We start from the raw sequence: 22,320 nt of genomic DNA, 5'->3' as shown, positions 1-22,320 counted from the left end.
TAGAGGCGGGAAGCGCGCGCAATCTTCAGGGAGGCTTCACGGCCGATAGGCGCAGCGGCGGCGCGTCGCTATACTTGCGCTCCATGCGACTCCTACTCGTGGAAGACGACCTGGCGCTGGGCCGCGCGCTGCAGTCGGTGCTGCACAACGACGGCCATGACGTCACCTGGGTGCGCCTGGGCAGCGACTGCGCGCGCCTGCTGGACGAGCGCCGCCACGACGCGCTGCTGCTGGACCTGGGCCTGCCCGACGGCGACGGCGTCGCGCTGCTGCGCCGCCTGCGCGCGGCCGGCCACGTGCTGCCCGCCGTCCTGATCACGGCGCGCGACAGCCTGCAGGACCGCCTCGACGGCTTCGACGGCGGCGCCGACGATTACCTCATCAAGCCCTTCGACATCCCCGAGCTGCTGGCCCGCCTGCGCGCCGTCGTGCGCCGCGCCGGCGGCGCGCAGGCCGACACGCTGTGGCAGGTCGGCGACCTGGCCATCGATACGCGCAGCATGAGCGCCACGTGCCGCGGCGCGCCCGTCAACCTGTCGCGGACCGAGTTCGCGCTGCTGCACGCGCTGGTGCGCAACCCGGACCGCATCGTCACGCGCGCGGAACTCGAACAGGGCGTGCTGCCCTACAGCGAAGGCCAGACGCTGGACGTGCATATCTCGAACCTGCGCAAGAAGATCGGCGACGGCTACATCCGCACCGTGCGCGGCGTCGGCTACATGGTGCGCCATGACGGCGACCGCTGAGTCGATGACCAAGACAGCGGCACCGAAGTCGCTGCTGCGCCGCCTCCTGATCGGCTTCATGCTCGTCATGCTCGCCATCTGGCTGGCGGCGCTGGCCCACATCGCCTGGCAGGTGAAGGTCGACCAGGCGCGCCAGACGTCCATCGTCAACCGCGCGTGGACGCGCCAGATCATGCTGAACATGCAGTCGCTGCCATCCGACCCGGCGGCGCTGGCGCGCATCGGCCGCGGCATCGAGGCGCTGCGCCTGGACATGTTCCGCGAGACGGGCTTCGAGACGCACGCGCAGACCCGCGTGTGGCTGAACGGGCAGCTCGTGTACGACTCCGACCCGGACGCGCCGCCGGACGACGGGTGGGTGCGCTGGGTCGAGCGCGACGCCGCGCGCGGCATCGTGGTCGAGCGGCGCGAGAAGCCCAACGTCGACTGGGTGTTCACGCCGTCGGCCGCCAAGTACCTGTTCTCGCCGCTCGTCTACAGCCTGCCGTTCGTGTTGCTGCCGGCCTGGTTCATCGTGCGCGTGGGCCTGCGTCCGCTGCGCGCGGTCGCCCACGAGCTCGAGGCACGCGGCGCGGCCGAGCTGGCGCCGCTGCCCGCGTCGCCCTACCGCGAACTGGCCCCGGTCGTCGATGCGGTGAACCGCCTGATGCGGCGCCTGTCCGAGCGGCTCGCGCGCGAACACGAGTTCCTCGCGGACGCCGCGCACGAGCTCAAGACGCCGCTGTCGGTCGTGCAGCTCAATGCCCACCTGCTGGAAGCGTCGACCGACGCGGCGCAGAAGACCGAAGCCGGTGCCGGCCTGCGCGAAGGCGTCGCGCGCGCCACGCACGCGGTGCACCAGCTGCTCGCCTACGAACGGGCGCGCCAGGAACCGACGGACGCGCCGCTGCAGGACCAGGACCTGGCCGCGCTGCTGCGCGAACGCATCGCCGTGGCCGCGCCGCTGGCGCTGCAGCGCGGCGTCGACATCGAATTGCGCGCCTCTTCCCCCGTCATCCTGCCGCTGCACCGCGAAAGCATGGCCGCCCTGCTCGACAACGTGGTCGGCAACGCGATCAAGTATTCGCCGGACGGCGCGCGCGTGGACGTGTGCCTCGACGCCGGTCCATGCATCACGGTGTCGGACCAGGGTCCCGGCATCCCGCCCGCGCTGCGTGCCCGGGTGTTCGAACGCTTCTACCGCGTGCCCGGCCAGGACCAGGCGGGCAGCGGCCTCGGTCTCGCGATCGCGGAACGGGCCGCGGCCCGCAACGGCGCCCGCATCACGCTCGATGGCCGCCCCGATGGGCGCGGACTGGCCGTGCGCATCGCGTTCGGCGTGAGCCACCCCGAGCGCATGCTATAGTGGCCGGGCTCCGCTCCCTCACCATGAACGTTTCTTCGCCCGATCGCCTGCGCACGCGGCTCGCGCTGCTGCTGCGCGCCAATGCCATCCTGCTGTGGGCGGCGCTCGTCGGCTGCGCCGGCGCGCTGGCGACGCTCCTCTTCCGCGACGGTCTCACGCTGCTGCAGGCGCTGCTGTTCGGCCGCAGCGGCTCGTTCGTCGACATCGCGACCGCACTGCCCTGGCAGGCACGCCTGCTGATGCCATGCGCGGGCGGCCTGCTGGCCGGCTGCGTGCTGGTACTGGCGCGCCGCCATGCTGGCGGTGCGCGTGCGGACTACATGGAAGTGGTGGCCGTCGGCGACGGCAAGGTGCCGGTGCAGCTTACGCTCGTGAACAGCGTATCGTCGCTGCTGTCGATCGCGTCCGGCGGCTCGATCGGCCGCGAGGGCTCGATGATCCAGCTGGCGGCGATGAGCGCGTCCGTCGTCGGCCGCATCGCCCGTTTCAATACCGAGCGTCTGCGCCTGCTCGTGGCGTGCGGCGCGGCGGCGGGCATCGCCGCGGCCTATAACGCGCCCATCGCCAGCGCGTTCTTCGTCACCGAGATCATCCTGGGCGCCATCACCATGAACAGCCTCGGGCCGATCATGGTCGCCGCCGTCGTCGCCAACATCACCATGCGCCGTCTGCCCGGCTATCACCCGACGTACGAGATGCCCGCGTTCGCGCCCATCGCCAACCTGGAGGTCGTGTGGTTCGTCGCGCTGGGCGTGCTCGCGGGGCTGATCGCGCCGGCCTTCCTGGTCGCGCTGCAGCGCACGCGCGGCCTGTTCGCCGACAGCGGCCTGCCGCTGCCGCTGCGCCTCGCGCTCGGCGGCCTGGGCGTGGGCGCCATCTCCATTTGGGTGCCGCAGGTCTGGGGCAACGGCTACAGCGTCGTGAACGCGCTGCTGCACCAGTCCTGGCTATGGCAGGCCGTTCTCGTCGTCCTCGTCTGCAAGATCGCGGCGACGCTGCTCACCAGCGGATCCGGCGCCATCGGCGGCATCTTCACGCCCACGCTGTTCGTCGGCGCGGCCGTCGGCCATTTGTTCGCGCTGGTGCCGCAGGCATTGACGCCGGAAACGGCTGCCGCGCCGGCCGCGTTCGTCGCCGTCGGCATGGGCGCCCTGCTGGCCGCCGCGACGAGCGCGCCGCTGATGGCGATCCTGATGATCTTCGAGATGACGCTCAGCTATTCGTTGATGCTGCCGCTGATGCTGGCCTGCGTCGTCGCCTTCGGCGTCGCGCGCGCCGTGAACGGGCCGTCGATGTACGAGATCACGGCCCGCCGCGCGGCCGACGAGCAGGAACGCGAACGCCTGCGCGCGATCCGGATGCAGGAACTGATCCGTCCCGCCGACACCGTCCTGCCGCTCGATGCCTCCATCGCGCAGGCCGCGGCACTGTTCCGCCAGCATCCCGTGAAATACGTCTACCTCGTCGACACCGCCCGGCGCTACCGCGGCGTGGTGGCGCTGCACGACGTGGCCGCGCTGTACGAGCGGGACGAGGCATCCTCCCGCACCTGCGCCGACATCGCCCGGTCCGACGCCCTGCCCGTCGTCACGGCCGACATGGGCCTGGACGACGCGCTGCGCCAGTTCATGCGCCACTTCGGCGAGCGGCTGCCGGCCGTGCGCAGCGCGCTCGACCCCGAACTGCTCGGGGCCGTGCACAAGACGGATGTGCTGGATGCGTATGTCAGGCTGAATCGGGCGCCGCTGGGGATGCAGGTGGAGGCATAAACTGCTTGCACATATATTGTGAGATCGATAACATCGAGAGATTACCCACTCTTCCGCGTATCGGTCCATGAGCACACTTACCCGCCGTCGTTTGCTTGGTTCAGCCGCCCGACTGGCGGCCTCGCTTCCCATGCTGTCCGCCTTCGGCAACGCGCAGGCGCAAGCCGCGGCGCGCCACGACGTGCGCGACTACGGCGCCCGCGGCGACGGTAAAACGGTCGATTCCGGCGCCATCAACGCCGCCATCGAGGCGGCGGCCAAGGCCGGCGGCGGCACCGTACTTTTTCCACCCGGGCGCTACCTGTCCGCATCGATCCGGCTACGCAGCCGCGTCACGCTGCATCTGGAGGCGGGCGCGGTGATCGAAGCGGTGGACTGGAAGGTCGCGCCATACGACCTGCCGGAACCGAATGTCGCGGGCGGCAATTACCAGGACTTCGGCCACAGCCACTGGAAAAACAGCCTGATCTGGGGCATCGGCCTGGACAGCGTTGCGATCACCGGAACCGGCCACATCGATGGCAAGGGACTCAATCCGGGCTACCGGAAGCTGCCCGACGGGAGCATACGCTACGACGCGGACGGCGGGCCGGGCGAAGGCAACAAGGCGATCGCGCTACGCGAATGCAATAACGTCCTGCTGCGCGACTTCGGCATCTTGCGAGGGGGCCATTTCGGCATACTCGCGACCGGATGCAGCAACGTGACGGTCGATAATCTGCGCATCGATACCAATCGCGACGGCATGGACATCGATTGCTGCAGCAACGTGCGCATTTCCAGGTGCAGCGTCAATTCGCCCTGGGACGACGGCATCTGCCTGAAGGCGTCGTATGCACTGGGCCGGATCGCGGCCTGCGACAACATCACCATTTCGGATTGTTACGTGGCCGGGAATTTCGACGTCGGCACGCTGCTGGACGGGACATTCAAGCGCAGCGCACCCGACTACCACTCGGGCCGCTTCGGGCGGATCAAGCTGGGCACGGAATCGAATGGCGACTTCAGGAACATCACGATCACCAACTGCATTTTCGACGATTGCCGCGGCCTCGCCATCGAAAGCGTGGACGGTTCGCACATCGAAGACCTCACGATTTCCAACATCACCATGCGCAAGGTGGCCAACGATCCCATCTTCATCGTCCTCGGCGCGCGCCTGCGTGGGCCGGATGCGCCGCCGGTCGGCACCATCCGGCGCGTCAACATCAGCAACATCGTCGTCTCGGGTGCCCAGGCGGGTTTTACCAGCACGATCAGCGGCCTGCCCGGTCATCCGGTCGAGGACATCCACCTGTCGAACCTGCGCTTGCACGTCGAAGGCGGCGGCACGGCCATGCTCCGCGACGCGGTCCCGCTGGAAAAGCCGGCAGCGTATCCCGAGCCGGGCATGTTCGGGCCCTGCCCGGCCTATGGCCTGTACGTGCGCCATGCGGCCGGCGTCGACGTCGACCACGTCACGGTGACGTATGCGCAGCCCGAGGCGCGCGCCGCCTTCGTGCTGGAGGACGTGCGGGACGCCGTCTTCAGCGCGGTCAACGCCCAGCCGGGCAGCGGCGGCGCGGCGCTGTTCGACTTGCGGTCGGTGACGGACTTCACGGTGCGCGATGCGCGCAGGGTCCAGGACCAGCACGTTCCCGGCACCGTGCGGCGCAAGCGCATCTGATTCAGTAGGCGAGCGACCCCTCCAGGGCGGTCTGCACCAGCGCATCGATCTCGCCGGTGACGTTGGTCATCGTGCTCGCGACCACGGCAAACTCCCTGCCGACGTCGCCGGCACGCGCAGCAACGACCTGGGCATTGAAGGCGACCATGCGCGCCTGCCGCGCGATGGTCTTGATGTCCCCCATCAATTCCTGCATCTGCCGGCGCTGCAGCAGGGCATGGCGCTTGGACTGTTCCTCGTACACGAGGGTCAGCGCATTGAGCACGGTGAGCAACGGCGTCGCGCTGCGCACCAGCTCGTCGAGCAGCGCGGGCGCGCGCCGCGACGTCGTGCCGATGGCGTCCAGCGTACTCTCGGCCAGTGCGATGAAGTCGCGGATGATCTGGTCGCCCCGCATCGTGCCGAAATACGCGTCGCGCAATTGCTGGCAAAAGATGCCCGGCAAACCCTGCTTGCCCTGCACAAGCGTGATGTGCGCGTCCCGGAACGCCGCCAGCGTGTCGCGCGCCGTCTTGTCCGCGCCGTCATGGCCGAGCGATGCGAGCACCGAATACAGCACGACCCGCTGCGACGTGAAACGGCGCCGGCCGGACAGGTTGATCAGGGCGCCGAACACGTCGCCGGACAGTTTGACGTCGGGCTGGGCGGTGGATGAGGTGGGAAGAGTGTCTGCGTGCATCCTGGGCTCCGATCGGGGTGGCCGCCGGCGGCGGCTGATGCAGTAGCTGATGCAGGTTTTATGCCAGCCAGATTCGTGGCTGCTGTAGTTACATGCACTAACTTGAATCAAACTGGGGAGAGGATTTGCACCCGGGGCGTGAGCCAGCCCAAATATTGGGCAGGCTCGCCCGGTTGTTCACGATTTTTTCTTGTTCACGTAACGTGAACACGCTGAAAAGATGAACGCTCAAGACCTGTGCAGTGCGATCAGGCACACATTGGTAACCCATCGGCATGTGCAAAGAAAAAGCCCGCTGTTCTTGCGAAGAGCGGGCTTTCATCAGTGGAAAACGGATTCCGGTTTAGAATGGTTATGCCCACCGAAAAGTGTTGATAGCGTGTTGACCGTGAATGAGTAGACTCCTTCAAGCCGTGTCAATCTGTTGGTAGAACAGCGCAGTGCAGCAGCAGAAGGGCCCAAGCTATGGAATTGTGGGTAGCGACCAGGCCAGTGCGTCAGTCTTAGTTCGAAGGTTCAGCACAGCCCTAAAGCGTCGCTTAGAGTCATCATGCATGAGACGCCCATCTCTTTGGGGCCCAGTGACGCGCTGAGCTTTAAGGTGAGACTGTAGGAATTAACACGCGACCGTACATGCAGACAATGTGGCAGTACAGAGAGTTGAAGCGCGGAATTTTGGCGAATTCGTCCCTGCTTTGAGCAGGGGGGCTTTTGTAAAAAATGCCGCTGAGCGACATGCCAATTCTATATCGCCTTCTGACAAAGTACAACTGGACTTCCCCCAGTTCACTAGACAAATTCCGACCTCACGCTGAGGCGCGTTCAAAGGCCTCGGGGCTGACACCACCCAGATGGGTATGGCGCCGAGTCCGATTGTAAAAGACTTCGATGTAGTCGAAGATATCGGCCCGTGCCAAGTCTCGGGTTTTGTAGATGCGCTTGCGGATGCGCTCCTTTTTCAAACTGCTGAAGAACGATTCGGCGACAGCATTATCCCAGCAGTTGCCGCGCCTGCTCATGCTGGGTTCAAGATTGTTGGCTTTGCAGAAGCGTCGCCAGTCATCGCTGCCATACTGGCTGCCTTGATCCGAATGCACGAGCACGGGGTTCTTGGGTTTGCGTCGCCAAACCGCCATCAGCAAAGCATCGATCGCCAGCTCGCGAGACAAGGTTGGCTTCATCGACCAACCGACGACCTTGCGTGCAAAAAGGTCGACCACGACTGCGAGGTAAAGCCAGCCCTGCCACGTCCGTATGTAAGTGATATCGGTGACCCAGGCCTGATCGGGAGCATCGACGGTAAATTCCCGATTCAGCCGGTTAGGAGCGATGATCGAAGGTCGCCCAGCAATCCTTCTGGGCGCTTTATAACCGCGTACGGCCTTGATTTTATTAACCTGCATGAGCCGGGCTACACGATTTCGGCCACAGGTCTCGCCGGCCTCCCGCAGATCGCCAAAGACGCGGTTGGCGCCATACACGCCGCCGCTGGCCGAATACGAATGCCGTATCGCTTCAACCAAACGGGCATCTTCCTTCGCTCGTTCCGATATCGGCTGATGCAGCCATTGGTAAAACCCGGCTCTAGCCACTTTCAAAACGCGGCACATCAGCACTAGGGAAAACTCGTGCCGATGGTCGTTCATGAACCGGTACTTTACTCGGGCTCCCTGGCAAAGTACCGTGCGGCTTTTTTAGCAGATCGCGCTCCTCTTCCAGACGGCGCATCTGGGAGCGCAGCCGCAGGATCTCGCTTTTTGCTTCAACCAGCTCGGCACTTTGCTTTTCGTCCTTCGTCGGCATCACTGCCTTGACCCACTTGTACAAGCTGTGGGCCGACACCCCCAGCCGGGCCGCAACCTCGGGAACGGGGTAGCCCCGCTCGACGACCTGGCGAACTGCTTCTTCCTTAAATTCCGGCGTATAACGCTGTGTGCTCATTCATTTCTCCTATGCTCAAATCATAGGTCAGAAATGTCTACCAGAGTGGGGGAAGTCCAATCATAGGTCAGAAATGTCTACCAGAGTGGGGGAAGTCCAGCAGCGGTTCAGACGTGCCTAGAGGATCAGTGTGTGGCCGGGCTATTCAGAAGGAACTGCAGCTTGAGGCTTGCCTGACTAAGGAAGGTGAGCGAACCAGTATCACGCTGTTGATGCTTTACCCCCAGCGATTCCAGTGGTCTCGTCATAACCAGAGCTACAGCCGTTCAGTTTGTTGCCCGGGGAGACTGCCTGTATAGTTGGGTCAATGCGCGTCTCTCTTGCTAGGGCTCAGATTGTGTGAGAAACGCCGTATGGCAAATATGTTCTACTAAAGGGAGCAGGTGTGAGGAATTTTCTTGGCGATGGGATGTCGCTCGTCCATATTTCTGAAATTCAGAGCGTACTTGTCGATAACAAAGGTAATGGTGAAGGGTTTCAGTCAACATGGCATTGATATTCGACAATCGCCAACCGAACGAGCCTGGTGTCCATGTAGTACTCATAGGTGTTGGTCAATTCGCAGATGCTCAAGGAGCAAGCCTCTTGGAGGATGATACTCCGAGAGGCGGCTTTGCTAATCTTGAAACGCCCCTCCACTCTGTGGAAGCCTTTGCTAAATGGCTCGAACTTGAGCTAAATGTGGCGGACACCCCACTGCATACGATTCGAGCCCTTGGATCCTCTGCAAATCGTTCGTCACCGCTAGGATTGCTCGCACCAACATTCGATAACATCGCTAACGATGTCGGTGACTGGGCTGATGACGTCAACACGCATGAAGACAACTTAGCAATTTTCTATTTTTGTGGTCATGGCCTGCGGATCGGCGACATGCAGTTTCTCTTAGCCGAAGACTTTGGGTCTAACCATCGTGCGCCTTTCGAAAACGCTATAGAACCGGAAGAGCTGGCAAACTCTATGCGCAAGATGAAGGGGCGTCGCCAACTTTTCCTCATCGATGCCTGCAGCACCGAAGTTCGCTTTTCAGAACGCTATAAGAACGTGCGCACTAGAACCATAGTTCAGGAGGCACAAAACGAGAACCTAGCAAAGTCAGAGCAATGTCTCATTCGCGCAAGCAAATTTGGAACACGCGCATTTGGCTTTGCGAATGGCCCGTCATTATTCATGGATGCGTTTTTGCGCGCTATGAAAGGTGCAGGGGCGGTGTCGACGCAACGACGTCAATGGGTCATCAAAACCGATATGTTGAGAATGGCTCTCTCATGGCTTATACAGTTGCGACCTGAAGGTTTCGGACAAGAGGTTTCTTATGGAGGAGGTACCCTATCAAGTAACCTTTCTTTCCATGCGCTCCCAGGCGATCCTTTAGTACCTGTCCGGGTTTCCTGCGAGCCAAGGGATATTGAAGCGGTAAGTGCGTTGCATGTGGACAGCGCTGAGCACTGTACAGCTGGCAACTGGCCGGACAGCTTTGACATTGTACGCCGGTCATATGATTTTGAAGCGATTGAAGCAACCCCAACGGGGTCCCACGTACACGGCCAAGCACTTAAAGAAGTTATTGCGCCGCCTTACGTAGACGTGTCTATACCGTGTTTGGGGGAGAATTCATGAGTACGACCGTTCAATTCGATTTTAGTGTTGGTCAGCCGGCCGGTGCCAGACTTCCAAGGGTGGCACTAGCCGACGTGTTTGAACTGGGACGCGATAACGGTGAAGAACGTCTTGCTGTTGGAGGAATAGTGGTCAATCTCCAGGTCCGCGGGGGTGGCACGCCTACTCGAGTTCAAGTAAAGCCTGGGGCTTTCTTAATCCGGTTACGGACCCCTGAAGGCCAGCTTTTGATGAAGCGCGTTTATGTCGAGCCTGGTGATGATACTGCACTGGTTTTTCTGCCGAAGCAGCTTGTCGAAAAGCCCGAGAGACAGCGCAAGGCGATACAGGAGTCCGTTGTCCCACACAGTGCTGTGCCAAACGCAATTTTGGACGGATTCGAAGAAAAGAAGCCAACAGTCCCTAGAGAATGGTGGTCTGCGTTGCCTATGCCAAAGGCAGAGGAACCAATAACCATTGCAAATTTGCCAGGATTCCATGCTAGCGACTTAGTTCAACCTAAACATGATTTTGTCGGGATAGCGCGGCTACAAGCGGAGCCCCGACGGGAGTTACCATCGCCTGAGTCACCGTCAGATAGTGTCACAGCTAAACTTGTTGGTGAAATTGCTGCTGTTCAAGGTGCAAAATTGCATGGAAACAAGGAGTCGCCATTCGCGAGGTGGAAAACGCCACTACGTAACAGGCATCTTGTTGGCGACAAGTCACAAGAAGGAAAAGGCTCGCGCTATTTTTCGCTTTCATACAGAGCTGAGGACAAACTGAGCCCCATCCAAGTTGCATGTGTTCCAGGTAGATGGGAGAAACGAGACGGAAAACTTGCAGATGTCTACGCTGACTATTATGAACGTGTTATTGGCAACACACTTGCTCGATCCCTTCGTGTCGAGGTGGATGATCCTGACCTTGGTGGGCTTCTAGACTTCCTACAGCAGGGAGACCTTAGTGGTTCAATCCGAATGCTAAACAATGCAACTGAGCTGCTCTATAACAAATGGGCGAACCCTTATGCGTCTGCTGCAGCCGGCTATGTGCTCGTCCAAGTAGGCGATTGGCCGGGAGCGCACGAGAACTGGCGGCAGTGGATCCTGAACTTAGCCTATCGGTATTCTAGCTTGCCGGACGGGGCAATTTTGTTCACGACGATGCTTCTCCAGAGCTCCGCTGATAGTCTAAAAAACCTAACCTACGAACATGGCGGTAAAAATCCCTTTAGGAACGCTCTAAGCGCTGCGTTAGAAGCCGTGCGTAGAGGCCCGCCTTTATTTCGCCACGGACTGAAGATGATGGTGACAAACCTCGCAATTCTTGAAGGTGAGGCCAAGCACCGAGCTAAAGACGAGCAGACCTACCGTAAACTTGAGGCAGCGAGCAGGTACGTGCGAGAGCTATCGCTACGTGTTGATCCAAACCAACCATTTTGTGTATTCGATGTCTGATCTGTCTGCCTCCCTTGAAAAGCCAAAGTATTGGGTCGAAGTTCATGCTATAGCGGCCGAGCATGGCGATTGTATTGTCGTGAGCTATGGGGATGGGATGAAACATTTCCGCCTAGTCGTGGATGCTGGAGTCGCTTCTACAGCCGAGCGATTAACGAAGGTACTCAGTAAGAGCGGAGATGCAGTATGGGAGCTCTTAGTCGTCACTCACATTGACCTCGACCATATCGGAGGCACGCTTTCTTTGTTATCTGATAAGTCTATCGCCACTCGCTTTGGTGACATCTGGTTTAACGGACGACAGCACTTGGAGTTAGGGCGAGAGTCGATGGCTGTAGCGGAGGGAAGGCAACTGGCAGAATTGCTCGGCCGTGATGGAGTCTCCTGGAATCAAGCGTTCGGTCAAAGCGCCGTTTGCTTGACCGAAAAGGATATGCCAGTATATAAAACCTTATGCGAGTCTAAGGCAATTATCACCATTCTTTCGCCATCTAGAGATCAGCTAGCCGCATTGAGGAAGGTCTGGGACTTGTGGGTCGAACGGGAGTCGGCGCCGGCAACACCTACAGACATTAAGAGTGAAGCAAACTCGCTAGACCATACGAACATCGAGGCATTGAGCGCAGGACATGCTTCGATTTCAGATCTCGCCGATACACCGACAAGAACCGATGGCTCTGTGACTAACGGAAGCTCAATCGCTTTCATATTCGAATACGGCGGAATCCGCATACTCTTGGGTGCCGATGCGCACGCAGGTGTGCTACTTAAATCTGCGGCAAAATTGCCACTAGAGGAACTGAGCCTTGACTTATTCAAATTACCTCACCATGGTAGCTCGGCTAACTTAACGAAGAGACTGGCCCTCAAGCTTCCAGCACGTCGCTATCTATTTACGACGGATGGTGAGCGGCATGAAACGCACCCTAGTGATATCGCAATCGCACGTGCTCTGACGGCCACTCCAGATGCTTTGCTATTGTTCAATTATCCGAATGGAGCTTATGAACGTTGGGCGAACAGATCTCGTGATCCCGGTTTTCCATTCGAAATGCGCACAGGAAAAGAGGAAGAAGGTATAAGTATTCGCTTGGAGAGCGTACCAGGCGAAGGCGTTCGCGAGGCCAGTTTATGCGGCTGAGCTCAGTTCTGCGGAGCCGCTCGCCCCATCACAGTCGTGACCACACGGTAAGTATTTCTAGATGAGCTAGAGTCTAGGATAGCTTATGCATGTACGACATAATCAACAAGGGACGATAACTGGTCGCTGATTTAAAACATTACACTAAACCATGAGAGATTTACGTGCGAAGCCCAGAACTAATTTTTGACGACGCACTCACGGCGTTCTTGGAATATGAAGGAAGCTGGCTGCTCAGTGATGTCAGTGAGCGCAATACATGCGGCCGGTTAGCCATTTTCATTGAACGTCAGTTAAAGCAAGAGCGAATTTTCGAATACTATACAGATACTGAATATAATCGTAAGCAGAGTGATCAAGTTAAGACGATTATCAATAAAGAGCTCAGAGTTTTGCCAATAACTGCGGATTTAATTGTTCACTCCCGTGGCGACTTACCTGCTCCCGATGATAATCTTATTGCAGTCGAGGTCAAAAAATCTTCTCGACCGGCACACGAAAAAAATGCTGACAAGGATCGGTTAATTGCGATGACCTCCCCTCCCTACAACGGTGTATGGAATTGGGCAGACGGTCATCCGGAGCACGTTTGCGGTTATTCAGTTGGGATATTTATGGAGATTCGCCGCAAAGAACATGAGATCTTTTTAGAATACTTCAAACTTGGCCAGAAAACTAACGAGCGACTGATAAAAATCCCCGCGCGCAGAGTCAGCAATTATGTCAAAGAAGAATTTTGGTGACGGGCTTGGGTATTAAAGTCTCTTAGTGTTTACTGACCGATGCTGGTCTACAACACACCAGACAGGGCGCTGCCAATTGTCAAGGCCGAGAATAAGTAATCAGTACGCGCTTTGAATTAGCTCTAAGTAGCTCAGACGAATGTACATAGCCTGCTCACTTACCTCAAAAACTGATGCAAGTCGAGATATGTCAAATTCATCATCCAAATCGATATCTTGCTCTTCGATATAATTAAGCAGAACGTCTCGTGGCATTAGCAATGATGCAGCAAAAAGATTTGCTTCGCGCTCTTGCTCAGGAGTTGTAGTGGAGTCAGGGCGGGAATAGGTCGATGCTCCAGGCACACCAGCACGCTTATAAACACTCATTGAAGTGTCCAAAAACACTTTGTCCCCGGCCTTGTGATGCAACATGAGGTGCCCTAATTCATGGGCAATAGTAAAGCGCTGACGATTCGGATGGTGCAACTTATTTATAATAATATGCTTTGCTTTTGCTTTGACGACAAGCATCCCGGAGACCTGGTCGTCCAATTGTTCTCTGTGTAGATTAACTCCCGTCTGCCTCGAAATAGATTCGACGTCTATAGCAGGTTGAGTTTGGGAGCATTGCTCAAGTAGCGCGAGAGCCTTCTTTTCGATCTCACGATTAAAACTCATGAGTTTCCTCATTTATCTCGTTGGCGAGTAGGTTTTCAACAGCCTGAGCGGCCAATGGCGGCAATTTTGTTTCACCAATAACTAGCCGCCAAACATTCGACTCTTGCACATCACCGAGCTTTGGTAGCACCGCAATAATGTCCACATTGAATACTTCACAAACTCGGTAAAGGATATGCAACGGAACCTTCTGGACACCCTTTTCGATGTTCGTAATAGAAGTTCGTTCTAGGCCGACAAGTTGCGCTAACTCAGCCTGAGTCATTCGCTTCCTGCCTTCGCCCCCTTCGCGAAGTTGCTTTATCTTAGCGCCCAAAGACGAATAGAGCCGTTCTTCTGAAATCATAAAGTGTACTCCCCCTTGGTGTAGGGGTATTTTATCATCCAACACACACAATGTCAACGTCATTGACATGTTTGCGTTGCGTACATGGCACATAATGTCACTGACACTGACAATGATGGCACTTGCCAACTTGATTTCAGCAGAGTAGACTGTGTTGTGTGCAATTGATATCGAGAAAGGAGAGCGCCATGTTGAAGTACAAATGAAAAAGGGACAAGCTAGAAAGCTTGTCCCTTGGGTGTCCACAGCACGAAGCCATGTACGGTTTGGCGATTGGAAGTGTCTTCGTGGTGGCATTCAAAGTCAAGCCTTTCGAGCGTAATTCAGTATTTTTTCTGTCACATTTTGTGACGGAAGTGATGAAACTCGCTTTTTGAAAGGAGCAGCTTATGCCTGCCCACAATGTAGTAGTCCATATTGACCGTCAAGAACGACACACTTTCCCCGGCGCCAACCTCGGCAGCCACTTGGCTAGCTTGGCAGGTCTTGCCACTGCAGATCAGCTTCTCCTTGAGGTCGAAGGGGAAATTGATGTTCCCATTGCCACAGACGATGTCATTTTCATCCGTGGTGGTGAAAGATTCAGCATCGGTCCCACTGTAGCAGGAGTTCCCGACAATCCAGTCCGTCGCCGGGCGCTGCACTTCAAGCTCAACGATAAGCCGTTCGAGCATCATGTCGACAAGCTTCAGCATGCCAAGATGACGGCTGCTGAGCTGAAACATGTTGCAGGAGAAGAAGATGTCGATCTGTGGGCTGATTTGGACGACGTTGCAGACGTCCTGGTGGCGGATGGCAGCCGTATCGTGCTTCAGAATGAAGATAAATTCTTCACGGTGAAGCGCGAGCATGACGATCGCTTTTACGATGTCACAGTCTTGCTGGACGGTGAAGACCACGCGACGCGTTTCCCAGTCGAACTGACCGTGCAGGAGGCGATCAAAAAAAGCCTTGCACCGAAAGACAGGCCGCAAGTCACCGACTTCTCCATGGTTGATCGCAACCTTGGAACCGCTCCCTTGCCTATGAATTCGACGCTGCAGGCTGCTGGGGTGCGAGACGGCCATCTCCTGTCGATTACCCGGAATAACGGCGGCGGAGGGGCACGTAAATGAACAACGCGCCAATCGTCCATCCGGCGTTGGCGCAAGTATCGTTTGAGCGTGCAATTCAGCCTTTGCTGTCGCGACCGCAAAATTACGCGGCAGCAGGGCTGAAGCTCGTGGCATACCAATTTCCCTTTCTTGATGTGGAGTTAGATTGGTATCGCCACGGCACGACGATAATGCTGCGCGTTGACGGAACTGATTATCCCTACAGACCTGTTAGTGGCTGGTGGATTGCGCCTGATGGGCGTCCTTTGTCTAATGGTGACTCAGGAATACCTAGCGGCATGGGCTTTCATACGGCCGGTATTGAAAACGAGCCACGATGCTGGTTCTGTTTCCCAGGATGGAAGGAGTACCACAATCATTCGGGCCATCAAGATCGGTCATGGGCATTTTTGCGCCCTGACAAGCGCTATACAGTTCTTGGTTTGATCCAACAGCTAGCCACTGACCTCAATTCAGCAGGAGTACATCGTTCATGAAGATTCACCAGTGGCTCATACCTTTGTCCGCAATACAGGACACTGAGAGGGCATTTCGCAGCGGCAACCACGAAGTATTCGCAATCTGGACGGCCAAAAAATCCGAGCTTGGACTGGCTGACCGCGCGGTACCGATCAGCCGCTGTGTAATCCCCAAACAGACTCCTGGGATGACTTCGACGGGCGTCTATGTGCATATCGAAGGCGCAGAGTTGCAACGGATACAACTCGACAACTTCGACAGGTCTGAGCGTAGCGTAATCCAGCTTCATACCCATCCGGGAGCGGATGTTCGAATGTCCCAGCTGGACAGGGAGTGGGAGGTCGTCCGCCATGTAGGGGCGTTGAGCATCATCGTGCCCTTCTATGGTCAACATGGCCTGATAAGTTTTGAGGGCGTAAATGTTTACGAGCGTGAAGAGCGTGACTGGCGCTTGTGGTCGCGGGCAGAAACTTCCGAAAGGATCAAAATCGTATGAGCGCCAAGGAAAAAAATGCCCAAGCTTTAAAGGCGTTGTTTAGGTCGGATGCGTTAGTCAACCGGCTCTTGGATACACGCATCGCAATAGTTACGCCAGATGATCGCGTGCCGGCTAGCTCGCAGCTTCTAGCGACCGTCCTTGCTGACACGCTGGCCAGGATTTGGCCCAACATCGACTTTTATGGGGCTAGCGCAACGGAAAATCATCAGAAAGCTCTTCAGGCGGCAACTTCAGGAGGGTCGCCACAAGAGGGGCTACGGATTCAATGGCAGCCTCCTTACAACTGTGTCGTAGCGATCGGGTGTAATGCGCCATCGGCAGAGCAAGAACATATCCGTGTCGCGGCTAATGGTTGGATCGCACATTTTGGCCAAGATTCGATGGGTAGTGAAGACCCTAACCCAGTAGGTCCGGCGTTCGCCGCCGCGTTGGCAGCCGCACAGGTATTTGAGACCATCTTCCGCAACGAGCTAGCTGACTCAAATCCCGTCGAGATTCGGTCAATGATCTTCGATCTCAACGAGATTTGCGGCACCGAAGCTTTACGCGTAGAACCACTGGACCTGGGTAATACAACAGTTTTTGGGACTGGGGCTGTGACGCATGGCCTAGTGTGGTTGCTTGAGAACTGGCCACACGCTATTGTCGGCAATTTAAACTTGGTCGACCAGGATCGGTATGGTCAATCCAACGGCCAGCGCTATGCCTTTATGACTGAGGCTGATGTTGGAAAGCTTAAGGTGGATGCGATAAAAGCGCGTTTGACTGCTGCCCATCCGGATCTTATTGCGCAAGCGCATGGCAAAGATCTAAACAACTACTGCCACGAACGCGGATATGTTGAGCCACTCGGACGCGTCATAGCCGGATTAGACTCAGCTGAAAGTCGAAGACATGCAGCATTAAAGCTCCCCGAAAGCTCAATCAATATGTGGACCGCAGGCGTTCGGATAGGTGCTGGCAGGTACATTACTGACGGTAAAGGGGCCTGTATGGGCTGTGAATACCTTGAGGATATCAGCAGCGTTCAGGATGAGGTTGCAGTTCTCGCCCAGCAAACAGGCATTCAAGCGGTGCGCGTGCGAGATCTTCTGGACTCTTCGCGCGGGCTGTTCCTCGACGAAACGCAGCAGCTTGCTTTGAAACTAAACGTGTCACCTCAGTCACTTGTCGGAGAACCGTTGAGGTCAGTGCTGCCTAGGCTGTGTGCAACTGGAAATATCCAGTTACCGAACTCGCACGAAACGGTTGACGTTCCCTTTGCATTTGCTTCTTTGTTGGCTGGTGTAGCCGGGTTCATGATGCTTTTGAAGGATCTTCAATCCCACAAGAATCCAAGCGAAGGTTGGACACAGCACATTTTCAAGCTTCCTTCTGTACACATGCATGAACTTCGGCACCGCAAGGAACGGTGTTCCTGTTGTGCTGAGTTGTATGCTTCACCAGCACTCTTCTCAATATGACAAGACTGGGCAGCGATAGTCATCGCTGCCCTGATAGATTGGTTATACCCGCGTTTACCAATGAATATTCCCCGCCACATTATGATTGTCGCACGCCGGTACTTGATACTGCTTTAAGCTGGCGGCGATCTGATCAAGCGCATCTGTCGTCTTCTTGATCAAGTAATCCGGCGCGGTGCCGGCCATGCCCCACTTAGCAAGGTGCTGCTCGAACATGAACGAGCTGGTGGCTGGATCAGCGTCCAGCTTTTTGGCCCGTTCTAAGGCTTCCACCAAGCCGATGCTACCGACGGCCACCTGGGCGACCAGCCTTTCAAACTCCTCAATAGTCAGGAAGTACATGTTTTCGATCGGTATTTGTAGACCGCCTGGCTGATCCGCCACCACCGCCTCTATCGCTGTCATACCAACCGCGTCTGCTAGTGCACGACCATTCCCGATGTTCATCCTGGCGTAGGTCACAACGATCAGATAATGCCGCTTCCTAGCCTTGAAAACGGCATCATCACTGTTCAACCGTACTAGGTCCGCGATAACGCTATTGGCCTGCTTCACTGCTTTCAGCAACGACGCGTCCAGCAGCTTGGCTAGCTCGACTGCATCGTGGGTAACGGTGCCGCGGTAGTTCATCTCAGCGGCTTTCGCGTCCAGGAACACATGCGCGTCTTCGTCTGTAATTACAAAATCGATGAGGTTGCGCCCCTGCTTCGCGCCCAGCAGAAGCTTGAGCTCGTCCTCTGTCCGGAACGGTAGCCGGCTGTATTCCACTGCCAGGCGCACATAGTCTTCGAATATGGGGCCGAAATGGCCCATGAAATCCTGGACATGGTGGCCACGCAGGGTGTTGTAGATAAAGTTGTCCAGACAGTTCTCCAGCAGACAGGGATCGATCACGACGTAGTCGCCCAGTCCCGAAGGGAGCAGTGGAGTTTGTATCAGCGGTGTCTGCTCAGCATACTCGGAAGCCGCACGTGGCTTGCGGCCAGCTTCTAGCGTTTTGGCATCACGCGCGAGCAGCGTCTCTCGTATGCCCAGGAAGGAATCAGACAGCAAACCAAGAAACAGCTCGATATCGTCGGTTTCGCCGGCGTTCTGCAGATCACCGAACCACCTAGTTCCTATGCGGTGGCGGACTGGTCCGTCGTCCAGAAAGGCGGTATGAAATGCCAGGGCCAGCTGCAGAAAACGGTTCAGCGACATCCCCGTCACCTCATGAAAGGTGCGGGGAATGTAATGCGCTTCGTCTAATCCTCCGAAGTAAAGCATTTGTCGGCCTGTCAGCAGGATCGACGATCGCCGCTGGTACAGGACCTGTTGGAAAAGCATTGCCCGGATAAACAGCGTGATGTAGTCGTGCTCTGATGGCATTCTCACCTTACCCGCCAGGTTGATCATCTGCTGCACCAGCTTGACGGTTTGCGCCTGCGTTGGCGCCGGCCGGTTGCGATCAGCGAACTTCTCATCGACCAAGATCCACTTAATCAGCAATAGCACGCACCAAGGATGGCGTTCGATATAGTCCATGGGCTTTGCAACTGGCTTGTGAAGATACTGCAAGCACATCCCGATCAGCGCGACCGGATTGTAGGCGCGCAACCGATTACGGATCGCCTTGTATTCGTCGTAATAAGGGGTTTCAGAAAAGGGGTCGTTACTCATAATATTGTTTTCTCCGTTCTGCTAGCGGCAAGCGCTTGGCTTGATGTCTTTCTGAACCATCCTGCCCTACGCAATATGCAAGATCACCATGTGGGCGACCAGCTGGCTGTACTTAACCTTTTGCTGTTCGCGCCACACGCTTTCGATCAGCAGTCTAGGCTGATAGCCAACGAATTCTCCGAATTCAGCGTCAGCCCAAGGTAAGGCTATTATCATCGGAGGTAACGCAGCGTGAGGCCCGTCCCTCCATGGGCATCGCCTTAACTGAAAGGATCGCGATGAAGGAAGCTAAATTGTGGCACCTTTCCCATTCCGACGTGTGCAAACTTAAGCACGCTGCGGCACTGTTGAATGTGCTGGCCGGAGACTCGGGGAAGCTTGAGGTGCTGCTCAGGCTTCAGCAATATCTGGTGCATCGGATTCGCTCGCGGGAGCGCGTCATTCTTCGTGCCCGGAAGGTCGAGGCAAAGCTGCGAAGCTCGTTGCGGAAGGGGCGCCTAGAGCGGGCAGAATCGAAAAGGGTCAAACGGACGCTCGAGGACTGCTCGATTCTTATCAACCAGGCCCGACATTGGATCTTTTTGTGGAAGTGTTTTGGGGATGGCGCTGCCTGCGTTTACCAAAGCCCCTACAATTTGAAATTGCTCCTGTACGATCAGGACTACAACATCAAACAGGAGGCCGGCTTCATCACCGGCAAAGAAGGTTTTGACCTCGAATGGGAGGTTCTAGAAGGCTGTCTCCAGAAGGGCCTTCCTGTTGTCTTGTCGGATCTAACGAACATGATACGCATAGGCGATGTCTGTTCGTTGGCCGGCGAAGATCCTTTGCCGTTAGAAGTGAAAAGCAGCAAAACATCTGGGGCGCGTGCCGCCAGGCAGCAACAGCTTCTAAACGAGGTGACAGCGTTTTATCAGAACGACGGTGCCGAAAAATTCAAGGGCTTGCATAATGTTGAGCGGCTACCGATGCCCGGTGGCGATGATTATCGGCGTCTGATGAACGACTGCATCCAGCAGGCCCGCGCTGACGGATACTCCATCGTTTCGCCTGAGCCTGGTCTGCACTATGCCGCGGTGACATCGATAGACAAGATGGGCATACTGGACGAGCTGGTACGGCCCTGGGTGCTGCCTCGTATCCTGACCGCCGATCCAGGCTGGGTTCCGTGTCTACCTTTTACGGTAACGCTAGAACCGGACAACTTGATTCCGTTCATCGCGGGGAAGGTGGCTGTTTTTGTGATGACGGATATGGAGTATCTGAAATCGCTGTTCCTCCAGCACGGAAGCCACGCCACGATGATCATGGACGGCCAAAGTGCGATCCAGTTGTGCGTCGACCCGAACAACCTGATGCGCGGTGTGGTACGTATAAGTGAACTGCACTTCGGGCGAGTAGCGTTAGAATTTCAGTCTTTGGCTTGGTTCGCAAAAGAAAACGCGATCAGTAAGCAAGAACGGGAGCGTTCGTTTACTCTTGAGGAATTTGAGGCGTTACCGAAGGACAGCTATTGCTTCGAGATTCCGGAAGCCTGGCGGCAAGTACGGGACTTTTACCAAGATGCGCTGAATCGCCACGACAAGCTAACTGCAAGGAAACCATGAACAACACAAAACAACGAAACTATCCGCTGAAACAGTTAGTACGCCCGGACGGGGAGAAGTTCGATCTGACTGCACTCTTGTACGAGCTTCCGGCTTCTCACGACTACTGGCTCGTGAGCTACCGCGCAGTGCACAGCAATTGGGCGTAATGACTTTCACGCTCACCATCCCGAAAGGGATTGCGCCGACCCGGGAATTCGCAGAAGCCATACTACAAGGAAGCGTTGACGCACAAGTGCGGTCTATGTTGCAAGGCGCTAACGCGAGGGGACGGCCTCTTGACATGGTATGGTCGAACGATGGCTGGATTCTTGTCTAACGGGAACAGATATGGAAGATGCGAATAAAATCGAACAGGCAATTGATGGGGTAGCGGAGGGCATCGTCCAACCGAGCGAACTGCAGAAACTACTTAAAGTCGAGCACAGACCCGCAGTTCTCCGCAATGTCGCTGCTGAACTGTATAGGATGCAGGCAATTTATAACGGAGCCCCTGACGATCATCCGTATAAGAAACAGGCACACGAACGTATGCCTGGATTGATGCGCGTGATCAGTGCGTTAGGGGGAAACACGATACCTGTGGACACAGACAACGCATTATTAGCACGGTATTGGGTGCTTGATGCCAGTGGTGCAACTATTCCAGATAATGTCGTGATTGACTGGCAATCCTGAGAACGACGGAAAAAGTTTTGTTGTAGATTCCCCGAGTTGCTCATCTTTGCTTCGTTTTCTGCCCCATGCCTACCGCCCAGGACGCGCCGGCCGCACCGTTGCGTTTAAGCTTGCGACCTGCCGCCTGCGGCCTCGACATCAATCTCCTAAAGCGCCGGGGCCGAGTACCGGTCAAACGCTGTTCCTCCCGATGCCACTTGCTCAAGTTTTTCGTTCGATATCACAGCGACCGCCCCATACAGAACAGCTCTCAATGGTCCCGATGGCCACGCCAAGTACTTCGTTTGAACTAGTGTAGTGAGTGCGCTCGCCGGAGTTCTGACTCATCCGAACAGCGAACCTAAGCTGTCGTCGCGGCTTCTGCTCAAGGTACGCTGCTCTCACGCGGAGATCGCCGGTGGCACACGCCAACGGCCGACCGTTACTGAACGGCTGCTTCCTGCGGAAATTTTACTTGTTGTTCCGTCAATTCAACAAGCCTTGCTGGCGACATATTCAGCGCCTCGGCCAGTTTGAACACTACGCGAATTGTCGGCTGGTTTATGCCGCGTTCGATGAGGCTAACAAAGTTACGTTCGACTCCTGCGGACAAGGCCAGTTGCTCTTGGGACAGCCTTGCCTCTTTTCTGACGGCACGTAAAACCTTCCCGAAAGCGACTGCTGGATCCAAAAAAATCTCCCAATATATTGGTAGAGATTCTCTCGATATGTATCAAGGGAGTCTTCACAATATATTGGTAATTTC

The 22,320-nt window shown here is 56.7% G+C and carries 20 protein-coding genes; 14 read left to right on the top strand and 6 right to left on the bottom strand.

The genetic code is table 11. The features are described from left to right. Positions 1–83 precede the first annotated feature (83 nt). The 4 genes from ACEN9H_RS31635 to ACEN9H_RS31620 all read left to right on the top strand — a co-directional run bounded on the left by ACEN9H_RS31635 (position 84) and on the right by ACEN9H_RS31620 (position 5,526). On the top strand, positions 84–746 hold the full coding sequence (locus ACEN9H_RS31635) for a response regulator transcription factor (RefSeq protein WP_056126878.1): 663 nt from the start codon (positions 84–86) through the stop codon (positions 744–746). After that, positions 730–2,091, top strand: a complete 1,362-nt coding sequence (locus ACEN9H_RS31630) for an ATP-binding protein (protein ID WP_413673304.1) — start codon at positions 730–732, stop codon at positions 2,089–2,091. The genes ACEN9H_RS31635 and ACEN9H_RS31630 overlap by 17 nt, the downstream gene beginning before the upstream one ends. 23 nt (positions 2,092–2,114) lie before the next feature. Beyond that, complete coding sequence (locus ACEN9H_RS31625) at positions 2,115–3,860, top strand: ClcB-like voltage-gated chloride channel protein (RefSeq protein ID WP_413673303.1); 1,746 nt, start codon at positions 2,115–2,117, stop codon at positions 3,858–3,860. 130 nt (positions 3,861–3,990) lie between these two features. After that, positions 3,991–5,526 (top strand): glycoside hydrolase family 28 protein, encoded by a 1,536-nt coding sequence (locus ACEN9H_RS31620; protein ID WP_413673302.1) that lies wholly within the window; start codon positions 3,991–3,993, stop codon positions 5,524–5,526. A 1-nt stretch (position 5,527) separates the two neighbouring features. On the opposite strand, the gene ACEN9H_RS31615 is transcribed toward ACEN9H_RS31620, so the two are convergent. Beyond that, the gene (locus tag ACEN9H_RS31615) at positions 5,528–6,205 is read right to left on the bottom strand and encodes a methyl-accepting chemotaxis protein (protein ID WP_371770680.1); all 678 of its coding nucleotides are present in this window, start codon (positions 6,203–6,205) and stop codon (positions 5,528–5,530) included. Positions 6,206–7,011: 806 nt separating this feature from the next. After that, a protein-coding gene (locus ACEN9H_RS31610) for an IS3 family transposase (RefSeq protein ID WP_413673301.1) occupies positions 7,012–8,146 on the bottom strand; the annotation gives its coding sequence in 2 pieces (ribosomal slippage) (positions 7,012–7,894 and positions 7,893–8,146; 1,137 coding nt in all). A gap of 486 nt (positions 8,147–8,632) precedes the next feature. Between ACEN9H_RS31610 and ACEN9H_RS31605 the strand changes: the two genes are divergently transcribed. The 4 genes from ACEN9H_RS31605 to ACEN9H_RS31590 all read left to right on the top strand — a co-directional run bounded on the left by ACEN9H_RS31605 (position 8,633) and on the right by ACEN9H_RS31590 (position 13,089). Further along, positions 8,633–9,766: a caspase family protein gene (locus ACEN9H_RS31605; RefSeq protein WP_413673300.1), complete on the top strand. Its 1,134-nt coding sequence runs from the start codon at positions 8,633–8,635 to the stop codon at positions 9,764–9,766. Further along, entirely contained in the window at positions 9,763–11,205 is a 1,443-nt protein-coding gene (locus tag ACEN9H_RS31600; protein ID WP_413673299.1) for a hypothetical protein, read from the top strand. The genes ACEN9H_RS31605 and ACEN9H_RS31600 overlap by 4 nt, the downstream gene beginning before the upstream one ends. Beyond that, positions 11,165–12,346, top strand: coding sequence for a hypothetical protein (locus tag ACEN9H_RS31595; RefSeq protein WP_413673298.1), 1,182 nt, complete (start codon positions 11,165–11,167; stop codon positions 12,344–12,346). Before ACEN9H_RS31600 ends, ACEN9H_RS31595 begins: the two co-directional genes overlap by 41 nt. A 164-nt stretch (positions 12,347–12,510) precedes the next feature. Further along, positions 12,511–13,089 carry a hypothetical protein gene (locus ACEN9H_RS31590; RefSeq protein ID WP_413673297.1) on the top strand — a complete coding sequence of 193 codons (579 nt, stop codon included), beginning with the start codon at positions 12,511–12,513 and terminating at the stop codon, positions 13,087–13,089. 99 nt (positions 13,090–13,188) lie between these two features. On the opposite strand, the gene ACEN9H_RS31585 is transcribed toward ACEN9H_RS31590, so the two are convergent. Then, a complete protein-coding gene (locus ACEN9H_RS31585; protein ID WP_413673296.1) occupies positions 13,189–13,749 on the bottom strand; it encodes an ImmA/IrrE family metallo-endopeptidase in 561 nt (186 codons plus the stop codon). Next, entirely contained in the window at positions 13,739–14,095 is a 357-nt protein-coding gene (locus tag ACEN9H_RS31580; protein WP_413673295.1) for a helix-turn-helix transcriptional regulator, read from the bottom strand. Before ACEN9H_RS31580 ends, ACEN9H_RS31585 begins: the two co-directional genes overlap by 11 nt. A 389-nt stretch (positions 14,096–14,484) precedes the next feature. On the opposite strand from ACEN9H_RS31580, the gene ACEN9H_RS31575 reads away from it, so the two are divergent. From ACEN9H_RS31575 to ACEN9H_RS31560, 4 genes are read left to right on the top strand one after another with little or no spacing between them, the layout of a single operon-like run. After that, complete coding sequence (locus ACEN9H_RS31575; protein WP_413673294.1) at positions 14,485–15,210, top strand: hypothetical protein; 726 nt, start codon at positions 14,485–14,487, stop codon at positions 15,208–15,210. Continuing rightward, the gene (locus ACEN9H_RS31570) at positions 15,207–15,686 is read left to right on the top strand and encodes a hypothetical protein (RefSeq protein ID WP_413673293.1); all 480 of its coding nucleotides are present in this window, start codon (positions 15,207–15,209) and stop codon (positions 15,684–15,686) included. Before ACEN9H_RS31575 ends, ACEN9H_RS31570 begins: the two co-directional genes overlap by 4 nt. Continuing rightward, positions 15,683–16,165 carry a hypothetical protein gene (locus ACEN9H_RS31565; protein ID WP_413673292.1) on the top strand — a complete coding sequence of 161 codons (483 nt, stop codon included), beginning with the start codon at positions 15,683–15,685 and terminating at the stop codon, positions 16,163–16,165. The genes ACEN9H_RS31570 and ACEN9H_RS31565 overlap by 4 nt, the downstream gene beginning before the upstream one ends. Continuing rightward, positions 16,162–17,631, top strand: a complete 1,470-nt coding sequence (locus tag ACEN9H_RS31560; protein ID WP_413673291.1) for a ThiF family adenylyltransferase — start codon at positions 16,162–16,164, stop codon at positions 17,629–17,631. The genes ACEN9H_RS31565 and ACEN9H_RS31560 overlap by 4 nt, the downstream gene beginning before the upstream one ends. A 54-nt stretch (positions 17,632–17,685) precedes the next feature. Here the strand turns inward: ACEN9H_RS31560 and ACEN9H_RS31555 are convergent, their stop codons facing one another. Beyond that, positions 17,686–19,290: a hypothetical protein gene (locus ACEN9H_RS31555; RefSeq protein ID WP_413673290.1), complete on the bottom strand. Its 1,605-nt coding sequence runs from the start codon at positions 19,288–19,290 to the stop codon at positions 17,686–17,688. A 248-nt stretch (positions 19,291–19,538) separates the two neighbouring features. On the opposite strand from ACEN9H_RS31555, the gene ACEN9H_RS31550 reads away from it, so the two are divergent. Together ACEN9H_RS31550 and ACEN9H_RS31545 are read left to right on the top strand one after the other, a co-directional pair. Next, entirely contained in the window at positions 19,539–20,897 is a 1,359-nt protein-coding gene (locus ACEN9H_RS31550) for a hypothetical protein (RefSeq protein WP_413673289.1), read from the top strand. 330 nt (positions 20,898–21,227) lie between these two features. After that, the gene (locus ACEN9H_RS31545) at positions 21,228–21,575 is read left to right on the top strand and encodes a hypothetical protein (RefSeq protein WP_413673288.1); all 348 of its coding nucleotides are present in this window, start codon (positions 21,228–21,230) and stop codon (positions 21,573–21,575) included. 421 nt (positions 21,576–21,996) lie between these two features. Here ACEN9H_RS31545 and ACEN9H_RS31540 read toward each other — a convergent pair whose 3' ends face one another. Continuing rightward, entirely contained in the window at positions 21,997–22,245 is a 249-nt protein-coding gene (locus ACEN9H_RS31540) for a helix-turn-helix domain-containing protein (RefSeq protein ID WP_413673287.1), read from the bottom strand. Between the last annotated feature and the right edge of the window lie 75 nt (positions 22,246–22,320).

The sequence above is a fragment of the Massilia cellulosiltytica genome (assembly GCF_047325105.1).
In the GTDB taxonomy this organism is placed as follows: Bacteria; Pseudomonadota; Gammaproteobacteria; order Burkholderiales; family Burkholderiaceae_D; genus Telluria; species Telluria orientalis.
Note: the sequence above shows the minus strand (reverse complement) of the source record. Positions and strands in the feature narration are given on the sequence as shown.

What these genes read in the sequence shown, in the direction of transcription:
- ACEN9H_RS31635 (WP_056126878.1), top strand. Translation starts at nt 84, where the DNA reads ATGCGACTCCTACTCGTGGAAGACGACCTGGCGCTGGGCCGCGCGCTG.
- ACEN9H_RS31630 (WP_413673304.1), top strand. Translation starts at nt 730, where the DNA reads ATGACGGCGACCGCTGAGTCGATGACCAAGACAGCGGCACCGAAGTCG.
- ACEN9H_RS31625 (WP_413673303.1), top strand. Translation starts at nt 2,115, where the DNA reads ATGAACGTTTCTTCGCCCGATCGCCTGCGCACGCGGCTCGCGCTGCTG.
- ACEN9H_RS31620 (WP_413673302.1), top strand. Translation starts at nt 3,991, where the DNA reads ATGCTGTCCGCCTTCGGCAACGCGCAGGCGCAAGCCGCGGCGCGCCAC.
- ACEN9H_RS31615 (WP_371770680.1), bottom strand. Translation starts at nt 6,205, where the DNA reads ATGCACGCAGACACTCTTCCCACCTCATCCACCGCCCAGCCCGACGTC.
- ACEN9H_RS31605 (WP_413673300.1), top strand. Translation starts at nt 8,633, where the DNA reads ATGGCATTGATATTCGACAATCGCCAACCGAACGAGCCTGGTGTCCAT.
- ACEN9H_RS31600 (WP_413673299.1), top strand. Translation starts at nt 9,763, where the DNA reads ATGAGTACGACCGTTCAATTCGATTTTAGTGTTGGTCAGCCGGCCGGT.
- ACEN9H_RS31585 (WP_413673296.1), bottom strand. Translation starts at nt 13,749, where the DNA reads ATGAGTTTTAATCGTGAGATCGAAAAGAAGGCTCTCGCGCTACTTGAG.
- ACEN9H_RS31580 (WP_413673295.1), bottom strand. Translation starts at nt 14,095, where the DNA reads ATGATTTCAGAAGAACGGCTCTATTCGTCTTTGGGCGCTAAGATAAAG.
- ACEN9H_RS31575 (WP_413673294.1), top strand. Translation starts at nt 14,485, where the DNA reads ATGCCTGCCCACAATGTAGTAGTCCATATTGACCGTCAAGAACGACAC.
- ACEN9H_RS31570 (WP_413673293.1), top strand. Translation starts at nt 15,207, where the DNA reads ATGAACAACGCGCCAATCGTCCATCCGGCGTTGGCGCAAGTATCGTTT.
- ACEN9H_RS31565 (WP_413673292.1), top strand. Translation starts at nt 15,683, where the DNA reads ATGAAGATTCACCAGTGGCTCATACCTTTGTCCGCAATACAGGACACT.
- ACEN9H_RS31560 (WP_413673291.1), top strand. Translation starts at nt 16,162, where the DNA reads ATGAGCGCCAAGGAAAAAAATGCCCAAGCTTTAAAGGCGTTGTTTAGG.
- ACEN9H_RS31555 (WP_413673290.1), bottom strand. Translation starts at nt 19,290, where the DNA reads ATGAGTAACGACCCCTTTTCTGAAACCCCTTATTACGACGAATACAAG.
- ACEN9H_RS31550 (WP_413673289.1), top strand. Translation starts at nt 19,539, where the DNA reads ATGGGCATCGCCTTAACTGAAAGGATCGCGATGAAGGAAGCTAAATTG.
- ACEN9H_RS31545 (WP_413673288.1), top strand. Translation starts at nt 21,228, where the DNA reads ATGGAAGATGCGAATAAAATCGAACAGGCAATTGATGGGGTAGCGGAG.